A 17,159-nucleotide genomic window follows, 5' to 3' on the forward strand; every position below is an offset into this window, starting at 1 on the left:
TAGTAAAAATGAAAAATTAATGAATGTCATTTCGAGCGCAGTCGAGAAACATCAACTTTAAAACTAATGCAAATACAACCATTTCATTTAGCAATTCCTGTTCAGAACCTAGAAAAAAGCAGAATTTTTTATAGAGATATTTTACAATGCGAAGAAGGTAGAAGTTCGGATCATTGGATAGATTTTAATTTCTTCGGACATCAATTAGTTATCCACCAAAAGGAAGGTTATCAACCAACAAATTCAATTACAAATCCTGTTGATGGGCACGATGTTCCTGTTCCGCATTTTGGTGTTGTTTTAAAATGGAATGATTGGATCGCACTTTCTGAAAGATTAAAAACGAATAACACTACATTTATTATAGCTCCTACTATTCGCTTTGAAGGATTGGTTGGAGAACAAGCAACGATGTTTTTTAATGATCCAGAAAATAATGCTTTAGAATTTAAAGCTTTTAAAGACATGTCGCAATTGTTTGCTAAATAAATGACCGTATCAGAAACACATAAGGTTCCGAAGTTAGAAAAATCGATTCGCTTACAAGAATACGGAGTTGGTATTTTTAAAACGATTCCGACTAAATCTGGTTTAAAAAAAGCACTTAAAAAAGAATTGATTTTAGTAGATTGTAAAATTGCCACTACTGCCCTATTTATAAATGGTAATGAACTTATCGAATTATATAAAAAAGGAAACGATACTATGTTTAAACAATTTGAGTTTGACTTAGATATTCTTTTTGAAGATGATTATTTAGCGGTAATTTATAAACCTTCGGGGATTTTAGTTAGCGGAAACTCATTTGCAACGATAGATAATGCTTTACTGCAAAACATAACAAAGAGCACCCTTTTTGATGCTGTGCAACCAAGACCCGTACATCGATTAGATTACCCAACAAGCGGATTATTGTTAATCGGAAAAACAAGCTCGAGTATTATTGCTTTGAATCAGTTATTTGAAAATAAGGAAATTCAAAAAACATATCATGCCATAAGCATTGGTAAGATGGAAGAAAAAGGAGAAATTAACTTCCCTGTTGATGCAAAAAACGCTTTTACTTCATATCAAGTTTTAAAAACCGTTATTTCTGAGCGTTTTAATATTTTAAACTTAGTTGAATTAACACCAAAAACAGGCAGAAAACATCAATTAAGAAAACATTTATTAGCTATTAGTAATCCGATATTAGGTGACAAAGAACATTTTATAGACGGATTAATTTTAAACGGAAAAGGATTGTATTTACACGCATCTACTTTAAAATTTGAGCATCCGTTTACGAAAGAAATTATTAATGTAACAAAAGAGCTTCCGAAGAAATTCAAAAAAATATTTCCATCTTAAGTATCCTTTAAAAAATATATCTTTGCCGTTATGCGAATAGATATTATTACCCTAGCACCAGATTTACTAAAAAGCCCGTTTGAACATTCTATGATGAAACGTGCCATTGATAAAGGTTTAGCTGAAATCCATTTTCACAATTTACGTGATTACGGAATCGGTTCTTACAAAAAACTAGACGACACTCAATTTGGTGGTGGTGCTGGCATGGTTTTAATGATTGAACCAATTGATAATTGTATTTCTAAATTACAATCAGAAAGAACGTATGATGAGATTATTTATATGACGCCTGATGCGAAAACATTAAATCAATCTATCGCAAACACACTTTCTTTAAAAGAAAACATTATCATTTTAACAGGTCATTATAAAGGAGTAGATCAACGTGTTAGAGACCGATTTATTACCAAAGAAATTTCTATTGGTGACTATGTTTTAACAGGTGGTGAATTGGCCGCAGCAATTTTATGTGATGCTGTTGTTCGTTTAATTCCGGGTGTTTTAGGTGATGAGCAATCTGCTTTAACCGATTCTTTTCAAGATGATTTATTATCTCCGCCAGTTTATACAAGACCTGCGGAATATGACGGAATGAAAGTTCCTGAAGTATTATTGTCGGGAAATTTCCCAAAAATTGATGAATGGAGAAATGAAAAAGCATATCAACATACTAAGAATATAAGACCCGATTTATTAGATGACTAATCAAAAACTACATCACGATTTAATTATTGTTATTCCTTGTTATAATGAGGAAAATCGATTACCTGTAAATCAGTTTAAACAGTTTTTAGATACAACTTCTGATGTGCTGTTGTTTTTTGTAAACGATGGTTCTTCGGATAAGACGGATGACGTTATAGAAAGTTTAGCAACTATTTATCCTAAAAATGTAAAATTACTTTCTTTAGATAAAAACGTAGGAAAAGCAGGAGCTGTTAAAGCTGGTTTTAATTTCTGTGAAGCCAATAATTCTTTTTTGAAAATTGCTTATTTAGATGCTGATTTAGCAACTACTTTAGAGGAATGCCATAGTATAAGTAAAGCAATAAACACAACAGTTCAGTTTGCCTTCGGATCTAGGATTTCAAAAATAGATACAAATATTCAACGTAAACAACATCGTTTTTTTATTGGCCGTTTTATAGCCACTTTAATATCTAAACAATTAGATTTAAAGGTTTATGATACGCAATGCGGATGTAAAATTTTCAACAAAGAAATCGCTTCTAAAATTTTTAAAGAAGATTTTATTTCAAAATGGCTGTTTGATGTAGAAATTTTTCATCGTTTAATTTTCATTTTCAAAAAAGAAAACATGAAAGATATCGCTAGAGAAATCCCTTTAAAATCTTGGATTGATGCTGACGATAGTCGGGTAAAAATGACTTATTTCTTTAAACTTTGGTTTGATTTACTTTCTATAAAAAAACGATACAAATCTTAAATAAATGCGTAAACTAATCAATAAGAAAAACTTTTTTTCAATAGCTGTTCTTCTCTTAATATTATGGAGAGGTTTTTTAAACGCTGTAGTTCCTTTGATGGACAAAACAGAAGCTCGGTATGCAGAGATTGCCAGAATAATGGCAGAAACAAACGACTACATAACGCCACAAATAGATTACGGAGTTCCGTTTTGGGCAAAACCACCACTTTCTACTTGGTTATCGGCTTTAAGTTTTGATATTTTGGGAGTTTCGGAGTTTACCGCAAGATTACCTTACTTATTATTAAGTATTTTAATGATATTCTTGATTGGTAAATATGCTAAAAGAGAAAAACTTCCGTTTTTTTTACCAGGATTTATCGCGCTAACCATTCCAGAGTTTTTGATTCATGCCGGAGTTGTATCAACTGATACATCGTTAGCTTTTAGTGTTGCCTTAGTAATGCTTTCTTTTTGGGAAGCCATGCATCACCCAGAAAAACCTATTTGGAAATATTTAATTTTTGTTGGTTTCGGATTGGGATTATTAGCTAAAGGACCTATTATTTTTATTTTAACCCTGCCTCCTATTTTTATGTGGACGCTAATTTCAAAATCGTTTAAAAAGGTATTTAAAACATTCCCTATTCTTTTAGGAGTTTTAATAATAGGAATAATTGCAATTCCGTGGTATTATTTAGCTGAACAAAAGACACCAGGATTTATCGACTATTTTATCGTTGGTGAACACTTTAGTCGATTTTTTGATAGTAGTTGGTCTGGTGATAAATATGGATTTCCAAAACAACAACCTTTAGGAATGATTTGGATTTTTCTTTTATTATTTGCCCTACCATGGATTCAAGTAATCATTGGAAAATTATGGAAAAACAGAACATCGTTCTTTTCTAACAAATGGATATTATTTTTAAGTGCTTGGTTAGTATGGACACCTTTATTCTTTACTGTCTCTAAAAGTTTAATTCACCCATATATATTACCTGTATTAATTCCGATTGCTCTTTTAGCTGTTCATTTTTGGAAAGACATCAAACAAAAAACTACGATAATAACCATTAGTTTAATCGTACCAATTGCTACTATTTTCGTTTATGGATTTGGTTTGATGAATAACAATATGGAAACCTATGCAAATTCTGATAAATATTTTATTCAGGATTCTTGCAAAAAAGGTATTCAGATTTATCATCACAAAACAAAAAGTTACTCTAGTCAGTTTTATTCTAAAGGAAAAGTAAAATCTATAAAATCAGAAGAACTTGAACGTGTTTTAAAAAGTGAAAATCCGTTTTATTTAATAATATCAAAAAAGAATTCTAAAAAAACAACCATAGATAGCAACCTAAATTACAGTTTAATAGACAGTAATAAAAAGAAAAAACTCTATCTTTTTAGTCCAAAAAACAATTAATTATAAAATGGTTTTATAAAGTGATGAATATTATGAAACAAAAAGTGCATATTTTATAATATTTTGATTAATTTCGCAGCCATAAATTAACCTCTGACGAAAATATCGTGAACGTTGTTTTATAAAATCATATAAATATCATTACAATGGATTTAGTAAAGTTTGTTCAAGACGAATTTGTAACAAGAAACGAATTACCACAATTCTCTGCAGGAGACACAATTACAGTGTTTTACGAAATTAGAGAAGGCGAAAAAGTACGTACACAGTTCTTTAGAGGAGTTGTTATACAAAAAAGAGGTGTTGGTGCTTCTGAAACTTTTACAATCAGAAAAATGTCTGGTACTGTAGGAGTTGAACGTATCTTCCCTGTAAACTTACCTGCTATTCAGAAAATTGAAGTAAACAAAAAAGGTGTTGTACGTAGAGCACGTATCTTTTACTTTAGAGGTCTTACTGGTAAGAAAGCAAGAATTAAAGAAAGAAGAGGTTAAGATTTACTTCTTAAATCGACTTATAAAAAAGCGTTGTGATTTTCACAACGCTTTTTTTATTCACAATTGTTAACAACCACAGTTTATATCGTGTTGATATCTAAATCGTTAAACGTTATTAAAACAAGAAATAATTATTTATATTTACAAAAGAGTTTATATAAATATCTTATTATTAGCTCATACTCTAATAAGTAACATTACTATAAACTCACAAAAAGAAATGTTCTTTTTGTATATTATTTTTAAACACTTTTAATTCGCTTATCTAATTTGAATATAATACAAGTTGTTTTATTATTTACAATTATTTATTAGATATAATTGATAACAAGTAAGAGAAGTTTAAATATAACCTTAAAGATATGTTTCAGTTAAAATAGGAAAGTAGTCTTTTCATAAAGAGAAGCATAGAACATTGTTCTATTTGATAAGGACAGTAACACATATCAATACGATTACTATTTTAAAAAAGCCATATTATTACAAGAAATTGTTTAATATGGCTTTTACATTTAATAAAAATAAGCTACCAAGCCTTCCATTATTTATCAAATTCATAATAAAACACCTTAATTAATAACGTTTTACCATGTAAAAACTCATCGGTAATTCTTAAATTTGCAATACTTCAAAAATAAAATTAATGATTACTGTGTGTATTTTAAATAATACCACCTTAAAACAACTAATATATGAGCAAGACTGCTAAAATCATGTACACTAAAACGGATGAAGCTCCAGCATTAGCTACACGTTCGTTTTTACCTATTGTAAAAGCTTTTACAAAATCATCTAACATAGAAATAGAAACAAAGGATATTTCTCTTGCAGGACGTATTCTTGCTAATTTCTCTGATTTTCTTACAAAAGAGCAACAAGTAGAAGATGCTTTGGCTTTTTTAGGAGACTTAGCAAAGAAGCCAGAAGCTAATATTATTAAATTACCTAATATCTCTGCTTCTGTACCTCAATTAAAAGCTGCTATAAAAGAATTACAAGCTTTAGGATATGCTTTACCAGATTTTCCTGAAGAAGCTAATTCTGATGAAGAAAAAGCAATTTTAGCACGTTATAATAAAATTAAAGGATCTGCTGTAAACCCTGTTTTACGTGAAGGAAATTCAGATCGTAGAGCACCAAAAGCAGTAAAAAATTACGCAAAAAAGAATCCACATTCAATGGGAGCTTGGAGCTCTAGTTCAGAAACACATGTTTCAACAATGACTAGTGGAGATTTTGCACATACCGAAAAATCAGTTACCATAACCAATGCTACAGATGTAAAAATTGTACATACTGATACTGACGGAACAAAAAATACTTTAAAAGAAAAAGTTTCTTTATTAGATGGTGAAGTTATAGACGGATCTGTAATGAATAAAAAAGCTTTATTAGCCTTCTTATCAGAGCAAATTGCAGATACAAAAGAAAAAGGATTGTTATTTTCATTACATATGAAAGCAACAATGATGAAGGTTTCTGACCCTATCATTTTTGGACATGCAGTTCGTATTTTCTTTAAAGATTTATTCGCTAAACACAACGCTATTTTCGAAGAAATAGGAGTTGATGTAAATAACGGATTCGGTAACTTATTAAGTAACCTAGAAGAGTTATCTGCAGATAAAAAAGCAGCAATTTTAGCAGATATAGAAACTATATACACCAATAATCCTGATGTTGCAATGGTTGATTCTGATAAAGGAATCACGAACTTACATGTTCCTTCGGATGTAATTATTGATGCTTCTATGCCAGCCATGATTCGTACTTCAGGACAAATGTGGAACAAAGCTGGTAAGCAACAAGATACAAAAGCTGTAATTCCTGATAGTTCTTACGCTTCATTATACCAAGCCACTATAGATTTCTGTAAAGAAAATGGTGCTTTCGACCCTACCACAATGGGAACAGTTCCTAATGTTGGTTTAATGGCTCAAAAAGCTGAAGAATACGGATCACATGATAAAACTTTCGAAATCACATCAAACGGAACAGTGGATGTAATTGACGCAAACGGAACCACCTTAATTTCTCACGAAGTAGAACAAGGTGATATCTGGAGAATGTGTCAAACAAAAGACGCTCCAATTGAAGACTGGGTAAAATTAGCTGTTACTAGAGCTAGAGCAACTAAAGCACCTGCTGTTTTTTGGTTAGACGAAAACAGAGCGCATGATGCTGAAATCATTAAAAAAGTAGAAAAATACTTAGGAAATCACGATACTAACGGGTTAGATATTTTTGTTATGTCTATTCCAGAAGCAACTACTTTTACTTTAGAAAGAGTTAAACAAGGTGAAGAAACCATTTCTGTAACCGGAAATGTATTACGTGATTATTTAACTGATTTATTTCCTATTTTAGAATTAGGTACTTCAGCTAAAATGTTATCAATCGTTCCTTTAATGAATGGTGGTGGCTTATTTGAAACTGGTGCTGGAGGTTCTGCTCCGAAACACGTTGAACAATTAGTAAACGAAAACCATTTACGTTGGGATTCTTTAGGTGAATTTTTAGCTTTAGCTGTTTCTTTAGAGCATTTAGGTGAAACGAATAGTAATACTAAAGCAAAAGTATTAGCTGAAACTTTAGATGATGCTACTGATAAATTATTAGACAACAAAAAAGGTCCTTCTAGAAGAACTGGTGAGTTAGACAATAGAGGTTCTCATTTTTACTTAGCAATGTATTGGGCACAGGCGTTAGCTACTCAAACTAAAGATGCTGATTTAAAAGCACAGTTTACTCCTATTGCAGATAAAATGGCAGCAAACGAAACTGCTATTGTTAACGAGTTAAACACTGTACAAGGAAAAGAAGCTCTAATTGGTGGTTATTATGAACCAACTGATAATTTAGCTGATGCAATTATGAAACCAAGTACTACTTTAAATACTATTTTACAAAGTATTTAATTTTTAAAGTAATATATTATAAAAGCAGGTGATAAATCACCTGCTTTTTTTGTGATACAAAATATAAAATTCATTAAATTTGATTTATGAGCTTTACTAAAACTACAGAACAATCTTCGAAATACAATCATTTAGAAAAAATGAGTATTTCTGAATTATTATCAAGCATAAATACCGAAGACAGAGCAGTTCCTTTAGCTGTTCAAAAGGCATTGCCTCAAATAGAAGAATTGACAAAACAAATTGTTATCAAATTAAAAGAAGACGGCAGATTGTTTTACATTGGCGCTGGTACAAGTGGTCGTTTGGGAATTTTAGATGCTAGCGAATGTCCTCCTACTTTTGGAGTTCCTCATGAATTGGTTATCGGGCTTATTGCTGGTGGAGATATTGCCATAAGAAAAGCTGTAGAAAATGCCGAAGACTCAACAAACCAAGGTTGGATAGATTTACAAGAACATAACATATCAAATAAAGATGTAGTTATTGGCATTGCTGCCTCAGGTACTACTCCGTATGTAATTACAGCTTTAGAAGAATGCAATAAAAACAACATTATTACAGGATGTATTACTTGCAACGAAGGCAGTCCGTTAGCTTTAACAGCACAATTTCCGGTAGAAGTTGTTGTTGGCCCGGAATTTGTAACCGGAAGCTCACGTATGAAAGCTGGTACTGCTCAAAAACTAGTATTAAACATGTTATCTACCGCTACTATGATTCAACTAGGCAAGGTAAAAGGCAATAAAATGGTTGACATGCAGTTATCAAACAAAAAATTAATAGATAGAGGAGAAAAAATGCTAGTATCCGAATTAAATATCAGCCAAGAAACAGCTAGTAAACTATTAAAAAAATACGGAAACGTACGTACTGTAATTAAAAACTATCCGAATGAATAAGACAAAAACATTTGATACTGTTGTAAGAAAATTTGTTTTTCTATTAGGGCTATTAATACTGTCTCCTATTGTATTAAGTTTCGGTTTTAAAGCTTTTAGAATTTACACCGAAGCGCCTGAAACTTATATTGCTTATGTATTATTAACTTTAGGTACTTTTTTAATTTTATTTACTGTATACTTCGGATTTAAAACAATAAAAGCGTTTTTAGACTATTTATTTCAAAAATAACTTGAGAAAAAATACTACTATAGAGAGACTTACAAAATGGGAACACTGGCCAACGGCTATGTTTTATGTTCCTAATTTACCGTATGCTTTTTATTTAGCTTTTAAAGCTAAACACCTTGCCTTTTTTAGTGCTGTAAATCCTGCCATAAAAAGCTCAGGAAATGGTACCGAGAGCAAGTACGAAACTACCATGTTGATTCCTGAAAGGTACAGACCTAAATCGATATTAGTAAAACCTAATAGCGAATTCAATACTGTTTTAATTAAAATAAAAGAGCAACAAATTCAATTCCCTTTAATAGCAAAACCAGACATTGGTTTTAGAGGTTTATTAGTAAAGAAAATATATTCTGAAGCTGAATTGAAAGAATACTTAAACAAGTATAAAATCAATATCATTATTCAAGAATTTCTTGATTTCGAAAATGAATGTGGTGTTTTTTATCACCGTAATCCGCAAAATAATCAAGGCCATATTACTTCTTTAACTCTAAAGCGTTTTTTAGCGGTTACAGGCGATGGAAAATCATCATTAAAAGAACTAATTTTAAATGATGATAGAGCTAGGTTATATATAGAGTTATTCAGCGAAATTCATCAAGAAAAGCTAGCTGAAATTCCTAAAAAAGAAGAGGTAGTAAAACTAACTGCTATAGGAAACCACTCTAAAGGAACGCATTTTTTAAACGGAAATCACTTAATTAATGAGAAATTAATAAAAACTTTCGATAAACTAAGCATCGCTATTCCTGGTTGGTATTATGGCCGTATCGATTTAAAATACAACTCTTTTTCTGCTCTAGAAAATGGTGATGATTTTAAAATTATTGAAATAAACGGAATACTAGCAGAACCTACACATATTTACGATTCTGAAAATTACACCTATTTTAAAGCTCTTAAATGTATAAGAGATCATTGGAAAAGCATTTATGAAATAGCAACCGTAAATAATAAAAAATTTAACACTCCTTATAAGAACTCTATACTTTTTACTTATGAAATGTTAGCACTTAAAAAATATATTTTAAAAATAAAAAACACCCAAAAACCCTAAAAAAATAACACAAAACACTACAAGACAACCTCTTATATTATTTTTTTTAAAAAAATAAAATTTTATTTTCTTCAAATTATCATTATTATTGTGTAGCTAACCACCTAAGTAATTATATGAAGACAAAACTATTTTTACTCTTTTTCCTTTTAATTAATATCACTATTTATGGCCAGGTAAAAGTAGGTGATAATCCATCTTTGATTGACTCATATTCTATTTTAGAATTAGAAAGTACTAATAAAGCGTTAGTTATAAGTCGAATGTCAGAGGTACAAATGAATGCTATGTCTCCACTTAGAGGAGCATTGGTATTTAATACCAATGCAAACTGCGTGTTTTTATTTGATGGATTAATTTGGAAAAATCTGTGTAACTCTAATATAAAAGTTACCACAAACACTACTCCACCAACAGACAATAACATTGGTGATTTTTGGATTAACGACTCAGAGAATAACTTAACAAGTATTTGGGACGGCTCAAATTGGATCTCGATAGACAACAACCCTAGGAGAGGCTCGGGACCTCCGAATGCAGCATCAGCTGTAAACCCAATTGCTGGTGATGTATACGTAGATAATACTAAAGGTTATATATATGCCTTTGATGGTGCTAACTGGGTAAATTCATACTTCACACTAATGGCAAATAACGGATTATTTATAGATAGTAGCAATACTGTACAATTAGGTGGTGTACTAATTAAACCTACAACTATAGAAACCAATACTATAAACACCCTAGCCATAACAGGTTTAAAAGACGGAAACTTAAATGAAGATGAAGTAATTACAGTTAATCGAGCAAATGGTACTTTAAGAAAAGTGCCTTCTTCACGATTATTTAATGAAGAAGTTTCTGAAATTACTGCCTTTGATGGACAAGTACAGTTCAGCCCACCTTTAACTATTGAAGATGCTAAAAAAGTGAATGTATACCGAAATGGTGTTCGTATTGACTTCACTGTCATAAATACAAATACCATACAAATTGAACCTGGGGCTACTTGTTACCTAGGTGATCAAATAAGAATCATACAATATTATTAACTAAACCAAATTATTAACTTTAAAATAATTAATTATGACTAAAATTACAAACAATTTTAAATTAGCTCTAGCTGCAATCGCTTTTATAAGCTTTGGTGCAGTAAATGCACAAACTGCAGGAGGTGCAACTACTTCTCTTGGAAAAGGAAATGAAGCTATAGCTGATGCTCAAGGAGGGCATGTTAGAGTTATTGATAACAAAGGAACAAAAAAATTTCTTACTTCAAATAACGGTATTACAATGTTTACTGATAACGCTCCAGATGGAGGTATTGTTACAACTTGGCAACTTGGAGGTACTTTAACTGAAAGTACTATTATTGATACTAATGGTCAGACATTTGCTATTACTGGTACTGCTGATGCATCAGCTGACGCGGCTGCTACGGCATATGATGCAACTGGATATACCTTAGTTGTGAGAGACGAAGCTACAGGAGAAATGAAAAAACTACTGGTTACCGATCTTATTACCAGTGGTCAAACATATTTTACTGCTGCTAATAACCAACTTACATATGATGTTTCTGCAGTAACTGCCACACCAACAATGACTGGGGCTCAAATCCCTTTACCTGAATACAGTAAAGTGTGGGTTTATAGAAATGGGGCTAAATTAATTGCAGGTGTAGATTACACAGTAGCTGCTAGTACAGTTACACTTGACCCTACTGGTAGTGTAGGTGGTGCTTGGGCTGTATATGCAGGTGACATTATAGAAGTTCAATATTATAAATAATTAATTTTTTACCGAAAATTATCTTAAAGTTAAATAAAGAAAAGTTGGTTATAAACACCAACCAACTTTTCTATTATAACTTCCTACCAATGAACTAATAATTATTTTAATATACATCGTATAAATGTCTCAAAATTTAAAACATATATTCTCATTTTTTATCTTATTATTCTGTTTTGTTTCTTCATCTTTCGCACAAGAAGTTAAGGTTATTGACAATAAAGGAACCATCAGTAATATAAAGAATACACGTGTTTTTACGGGTACAAAACCGGCAGATACTGACGCGGTTACCGGTGATATATATTTTGATACATATCCCAACCCTACTTTAATAGAAATTTGGGATGGAGATAATACAGAATGGAGATCAATAACTATTGATAATACCCATACAGGTGCCACAGGTTCCGTTTTTTTTGCAAATACCGATGGCACACCAACTGAAAATAATTCTCAGTTTTTTTTTAACAATACTAATAATCGATTTGGAATCGGAACAAATACACCAACAAATAAACTTCAAGTTTCAGGTGCAATTAGATCCGCTGGAATGTTAAACTCAGATGGTAATGTAGGAGAACCTGCTTATCGTTTTAATGACGACACTGACACAGGAATGTATAGCCCCTTTCAAGACGACATAAGTTTTGCTGTAGGCGGAATTGAAGCTATAAACATTGAAGAGACCTCTAACGTAACAAAAGTTACGATTAAAGAAAACTTAGAATTAGATGGTACTTTATTAGATATTAATAACAATGCAGGAACGGCTGGCCAAATACTATCATCAACAGCTACTGGTACTGATTGGATTGATAATACGAATACACCTAACACCGTAACAGAATCTACAAATGTAACCGCAAGAACACCTGCTACTTTTGCATTTCCTGTAGATTATACAGCTGTAGAGGCTGATGTTTTTATATATTCTGTTGCATCTGGTAACCATAAAGATATTTTTATATATAACGACGGCGCTTGGATCCAAATAACACCAATCAAAGCGGCTAAGACATTTTATTTACCACCGATTGAAATAAATATTCAACCACTTACATCAACTACTACTGTAAATATTTATTCAGAATATTTAGATCAATTTAGTACTCCAGAAGTAGTTAGTTCAGGAGCCCCCAGTCAGATCCACGCGTATAATAGCGATGAATTATATTATTATGTGACATCATATGATAATAGTGCAGGTCTTATCAGTTCAGTAACCATAGATACTAATGGGGTTATGACAATAAACTCTTCAATACCAATTATTTCAACATCAGTATTATTTAATATTGTTTTAGTTATTAAATGATAAAACAGAGAAAACATATCATACTCCTATTTTTAGTGAGCATAAGTATGCTATGCTCAGCTCAAGCTGCGTTTCAAAACTTTGGCGATATACAATTGCATAACAATGCTAAAATAGGTTTTCATACCGATTTAATAAACAACGGAACTTTTAATAACAACAAAGGACTCACTGGTTTTTACAGTGATGACATTACTAGAGTTGTTACGGGAAATAACATGCCTGTTTTTTATGATGTTGATATAAATACCTATAATGATTTAGAGCTTCAAATTTCTATGGGAGTTACTAATGAATTAAGTTTTATAAACGGTAAAATATTAACGGATAAAAACGATTTATCTGTTTCTTTAAATTTTATAAACCACAATTTTTATGCTGGTGAAGATGATGATAGGTATGTTGATGGCTATTCTCAAGTTGAAGGCTTAAATGAGTTTACATTTCCTATAGGAGATGATAATCGAATAAGGCCTATGATTTTACCAGAACAAAATCAGAATACTACATTTAAAGGAGCCTATTTTTATGAAGATCCTAACGCTCCCATAACATTTAGTACTTCTTTTTTAACAGATCAGAAGCAAGTATTCATTGAAAATATAAATACAAATGAATTTTGGGACCTAGACGGAGCTACTGAAACTACTATAACATTAACTTGGGATGTTTTTAGTAACATACCTGGCATGACAGAAAACATCGAAAATTTACGTGTTGTTGGCTGGAGTAGTGTAATAAATAAATGGGTAGATCTTGGTCGTATCGCTGTATCAGGTAGTGTTACTAAAGGGCAGGTAACCTCTAATAATTTTATACCCGATAATTACGATGTAATTACAATAGGTTCTAACTTTTCTGATGGTAACCTAGACAATGTAAACATTATATTTACACCTAACGGAGATACCACAAACGAAACTTTAGTATTTGAAAGTTTAGATCAGTACAAGAAAAATACACTTGAAGTATACAATAGATGGGGTAATATTGTATACAAAAAAACGAATTACAAGAATAACTGGAACGGAAAGTCTTTTGGTAGAGCAACTATAAAAGCCAATAATGATTTACCAGTAGGTACTTATTTTTATCGTTTAAGGTTTGGTGATGATAGTCTATCTAAAATACAGAGAGGTTGGGTGTATATTCATAGGTAAAACTATTACTCTATAAATGCTTTTTTTGGTGTTGTTGGATTGTATCCAAAATCTGCATCAGGCAACTCTATTTCTAATTGACTTATTATAAAACCTATACTAGCAAAATGATGTACCGCGTGGGTATGTGCTTGTATTAATGCACTTGCTAAAGTATAATTTGCCGTAATTTTACCTGTTCCTAAATCATCTGTAACAGCTATAATAATATCATAATCTGTAATTTCTAAAGTATGTAATTGCCTAAGTACATCGTTAAAATATTCAATTCCGAATTTAGTTTGTTCTTCTGCTAACTGATTTCTTTCTCTATCTGAAAAATCAACAATATTATCTTCTAATCCGTTAAAAAGACAAGCAAAAACATCTAAAACGTGCCGCATATTAGCACCAATACTCGAATAGTATGGAGCAATTGATTTATTACTGTATTGCTCATCAGAAATAGCATTTAATAATTTTATTCCTCTTTGCAGATTTTTATCAATAGCTTCAATCATTTTTCACTAGGGGTTTAATAGTAATATCTATAAATATAGACTTTTTTAAGTCTAAAATAAAGTATTTCACAACTATCACATAACACACTGAAAAACAACACCATACCGTTAAAAAAACAAATCCTAATACTTAATTACAAATAGGAAAATATATTTTTGGCACGTTCTTTGAAAAATATCAATCAAATGCGGAAGCCGAAAAGCAAATAGAGTAAGCGAAACCCTAAATTTATTAATTATGAAAAAAGGGATACTTTTAATATTAGCAATTATGTCATTAGCATCAGTGAGTGCTGAAAACATAAATACATCAACAAATAAAGTTGAATCTGTAAATCGTTATAACGACGCAGTTACCTTTATCGAAAGAGATATACAGTTTCACGTATTTTTAAATGGAGATTTTGATTTTGACACACACTATAATAACACAAGATATAATGGTGTACGTATAGAGCGAGATCGTAGCGGAAAAGTAAGAAGAGTTGGTAATGCTTTTATCAATTATGATTCTAGAGGAAATGTAAAACGAATTGGTAGTATTTATATTGATTATAGATATGGAAAACTATCAAAAGTTGGAAATTTAAATATTAAGTATGATCGTTGGAACAATCCTCGTTTTTATGGAAACGTAAGGTATAATAATCATTATAATGATGATGTATATTACAGCAACGGAGGTATAGATATTGATATTAACATTGGTAGCATATTTAATTATAACGATGCGTATTTTTACAAAAGAGACTTTAGAAAGAATTACAGAAAGTATAGAGAAGATAAAAAATTCTTTTATTACAGAGCCGTTCCTAATGCAAAAACCGGAAAAAGAGGTAAGCTTATAAAGAGGCGTAAAAATAAAAATTATTCAAAAAAATATCACAAAAAGAGAACAACTCCTGAGCAAAAAGGAAGGTCTAAAAGGAATAGATAAAAACAAAAAATCCTCATCAATTATGATGAGGATTTTTTAATAGTATTTATTGCCATTATTTAGCAACATTAACAGCTCTTGTTTCACGAATCACAGTAACTTTTACTTGCCCTGGATACGTCATATCATTCTGTATTTTTTGTGAAATATTAAATGATAATTCAGCTGCTTTAGTATCATTTACCTTAGCACTTTCTACCATTACTCTTAATTCACGACCTGCCTGTATAGCATATGCTTTTTGCACACCACTAAATCCGAAGGCGATATCTTCTAAATCTTTTAAACGTTGAATATAAGAATCTAATACCTGACGACGTGCGCCTGGTCTTGCTCCTGAAATAGCATCACAAACCTGAACGATAGGTGATAATAAACTCTTCATTTCTATCTCGTCGTGGTGAGCTCCAATGGCATTACAAACATCTGGTTTTTCACCAAACTTCTCTGCCCATTGCATTCCTAATAAAGCATGCGGTAATTCACTTTCTGTTTCTGGCACTTTACCAATATCATGTAATAAACCTGCACGTTTAGCTGCTTTAGCATTTAAGCCCATTTCTGATGCCATAATACCACAAAGATTTGCTACTTCACGCGAGTGTTGTAATAAATTCTGACCATAAGAAGAACGGTATTTCATACGTCCAACTATTTTTATTAATTCAGGATGTAAACCATGAATTCCTAAATCGATAACAGTACGTTTACCAACTTCTATAATTTCTTGACTAATTTGTTTTTCTGTTTTCTTAACAACCTCCTCAATTCTTGCTGGGTGAATTCTTCCGTCTGTTACTAATTTATGCATTGATAAACGAGCAATTTCTCTACGAACAGGATCAAAACAAGATAAAATAATTGCTTCAGGTGTGTCATCTACAATAATTTCTACTCCGGTAGCGGCTTCTAAAGCACGAATATTACGTCCTTCACGACCAATAATTCTACCTTTAACATCGTCTGATTCTAAATTAAAAACAGATACACAGTTTTCTACAGCTTGCTCTACTCCTACTCTTTGTATTGTATTTAATACAATTTTACGAGCATCTTGTTGCGCTGTCATTTTAGCTTCTTCAACAGCGTTTTGTACAAACGACATTGCATCTGCTTTTGCTTCATCTTTTAAAGATGAAACTAACTCTGTTTTCGCATCTTCTGCTGATAAGCCAGAAATTTGCTCTAACATATCTACCTGACGTTTGTGTTGTTTCTCTAAATCAGATTCTTTTTTATCTAAAAAATCTAATTTATAATCAAAGTCTGCTTCTTTCTTCTCTACAGATTTGTTTAATTTTTTATTTTTATCTAATTCAGAAGAAACTTGACTTTCTTTATCTCTAATTCTCTTCTCAACATCAGACATCTTTTTTTCTCTAGAAAATATTACCTTTTCATGCTCTGATTTTAGCTCTATAAACTTTTCTTTGGCTTGTAATATTTTATCTTTTTTTATTGCATCAGCCTCTACTTTGGCCTCTTTTACAATATTTCTCGCTTGCTTTTTTGTTTCTTGTATTAATTTATTAGCGGCCGATTTTTCTAATACCTTAGCGATTACAAAACCTATTGCTATACCTATAATTCCTGCTAATACAGGAAATAATATTCCATCCATAATTTTAATTTG

Annotated in this window: 17 protein-coding genes; 15 read left to right on the top strand and 2 right to left on the bottom strand. The window is 31.3% G+C overall.

The features are described from left to right. Nucleotides 1-66: 66 nt before the first annotated feature. The 14 genes from H0I30_RS05755 to H0I30_RS05820 all read left to right on the top strand — a co-directional run bounded on the left by H0I30_RS05755 (nucleotide 67) and on the right by H0I30_RS05820 (nucleotide 14,089). Nucleotides 67-489: a VOC family protein gene (locus H0I30_RS05755; RefSeq protein WP_218773324.1), complete on the top strand. Its 423-nt coding sequence runs from the start codon at nucleotides 67-69 to the stop codon at nucleotides 487-489. Further along, on the top strand, nucleotides 490-1,350 hold the full coding sequence (locus H0I30_RS05760) for an RluA family pseudouridine synthase (RefSeq protein WP_218773325.1): 861 nt from the start codon (nucleotides 490-492) through the stop codon (nucleotides 1,348-1,350). Nucleotides 1,351-1,380: 30 nt separating this feature from the next. After that, nucleotides 1,381-2,058, top strand: coding sequence for a tRNA (guanosine(37)-N1)-methyltransferase TrmD (gene trmD / locus H0I30_RS05765; RefSeq protein WP_218773326.1), 678 nt, complete (start codon nucleotides 1,381-1,383; stop codon nucleotides 2,056-2,058). Beyond that, on the top strand, nucleotides 2,051-2,800 hold the full coding sequence (locus tag H0I30_RS05770; protein WP_218773327.1) for a glycosyltransferase: 750 nt from the start codon (nucleotides 2,051-2,053) through the stop codon (nucleotides 2,798-2,800). The genes trmD and H0I30_RS05770 overlap by 8 nt, the downstream gene beginning before the upstream one ends. Nucleotides 2,801-2,804: 4 nt before the next feature. After that, a complete protein-coding gene (locus H0I30_RS05775; RefSeq protein ID WP_218773328.1) occupies nucleotides 2,805-4,214 on the top strand; it encodes a glycosyltransferase family 39 protein in 1,410 nt (469 codons plus the stop codon). Between the two features lie 146 nt (nucleotides 4,215-4,360). Then, nucleotides 4,361-4,708, top strand: a complete 348-nt coding sequence (rplS, locus tag H0I30_RS05780) for a 50S ribosomal protein L19 (RefSeq protein WP_218773329.1) — start codon at nucleotides 4,361-4,363, stop codon at nucleotides 4,706-4,708. Between the two features lie 695 nt (nucleotides 4,709-5,403). Next, nucleotides 5,404-7,629, top strand: coding sequence for an NADP-dependent isocitrate dehydrogenase (locus H0I30_RS05785; protein ID WP_218773330.1), 2,226 nt, complete (start codon nucleotides 5,404-5,406; stop codon nucleotides 7,627-7,629). Nucleotides 7,630-7,715: 86 nt separating this feature from the next. Beyond that, nucleotides 7,716-8,531, top strand: coding sequence for an N-acetylmuramic acid 6-phosphate etherase (murQ, locus tag H0I30_RS05790; RefSeq protein WP_218773331.1), 816 nt, complete (start codon nucleotides 7,716-7,718; stop codon nucleotides 8,529-8,531). Beyond that, nucleotides 8,524-8,763: a DUF6095 family protein gene (locus tag H0I30_RS05795; RefSeq protein WP_218773332.1), complete on the top strand. Its 240-nt coding sequence runs from the start codon at nucleotides 8,524-8,526 to the stop codon at nucleotides 8,761-8,763. Before murQ ends, H0I30_RS05795 begins: the two co-directional genes overlap by 8 nt. A 1-nt stretch (nucleotide 8,764) precedes the next feature. Then, nucleotides 8,765-9,820, top strand: coding sequence for a D-alanine--D-alanine ligase (locus H0I30_RS05800; protein ID WP_218773333.1), 1,056 nt, complete (start codon nucleotides 8,765-8,767; stop codon nucleotides 9,818-9,820). A gap of 116 nt (nucleotides 9,821-9,936) precedes the next feature. Next, nucleotides 9,937-10,872, top strand: coding sequence for a hypothetical protein (locus tag H0I30_RS05805; protein WP_218773334.1), 936 nt, complete (start codon nucleotides 9,937-9,939; stop codon nucleotides 10,870-10,872). Nucleotides 10,873-10,906: 34 nt separating this feature from the next. Then, nucleotides 10,907-11,611 (top strand): hypothetical protein, encoded by a 705-nt coding sequence (locus H0I30_RS05810; protein WP_218773335.1) that lies wholly within the window; start codon nucleotides 10,907-10,909, stop codon nucleotides 11,609-11,611. 124 nt (nucleotides 11,612-11,735) lie between these two features. After that, the gene (locus H0I30_RS05815) at nucleotides 11,736-12,929 is read left to right on the top strand and encodes a hypothetical protein (protein WP_218773336.1); all 1,194 of its coding nucleotides are present in this window, start codon (nucleotides 11,736-11,738) and stop codon (nucleotides 12,927-12,929) included. A 47-nt stretch (nucleotides 12,930-12,976) separates the two neighbouring features. After that, entirely contained in the window at nucleotides 12,977-14,089 is a 1,113-nt protein-coding gene (locus H0I30_RS05820; protein WP_218773337.1) for a gliding motility-associated C-terminal domain-containing protein, read from the top strand. A 5-nt stretch (nucleotides 14,090-14,094) separates the two neighbouring features. Here the strand turns inward: H0I30_RS05820 and H0I30_RS05825 are convergent, their stop codons facing one another. Next, the gene (locus tag H0I30_RS05825) at nucleotides 14,095-14,589 is read right to left on the bottom strand and encodes a DinB family protein (RefSeq protein WP_218773338.1); all 495 of its coding nucleotides are present in this window, start codon (nucleotides 14,587-14,589) and stop codon (nucleotides 14,095-14,097) included. 238 nt (nucleotides 14,590-14,827) lie between these two features. Here H0I30_RS05825 and H0I30_RS05830 point away from each other — a divergent pair, with 238 nt between their 5' ends. Beyond that, the gene (locus H0I30_RS05830; protein ID WP_218773339.1) at nucleotides 14,828-15,526 is read left to right on the top strand and encodes a hypothetical protein; all 699 of its coding nucleotides are present in this window, start codon (nucleotides 14,828-14,830) and stop codon (nucleotides 15,524-15,526) included. A gap of 55 nt (nucleotides 15,527-15,581) precedes the next feature. Here H0I30_RS05830 and rny read toward each other — a convergent pair whose 3' ends face one another. Further along, nucleotides 15,582-17,147, bottom strand: a complete 1,566-nt coding sequence (gene rny, locus H0I30_RS05835) for a ribonuclease Y (protein WP_218773340.1) — start codon at nucleotides 17,145-17,147, stop codon at nucleotides 15,582-15,584. Nucleotides 17,148-17,159: the final 12 nt, after the last annotated feature.

Origin of the sequence: Tenacibaculum sp. AHE14PA (assembly GCF_019278465.1) — a bacterium.
GTDB lineage: Bacteria > Bacteroidota > Bacteroidia > Flavobacteriales > Flavobacteriaceae > Polaribacter > Polaribacter bernardetii.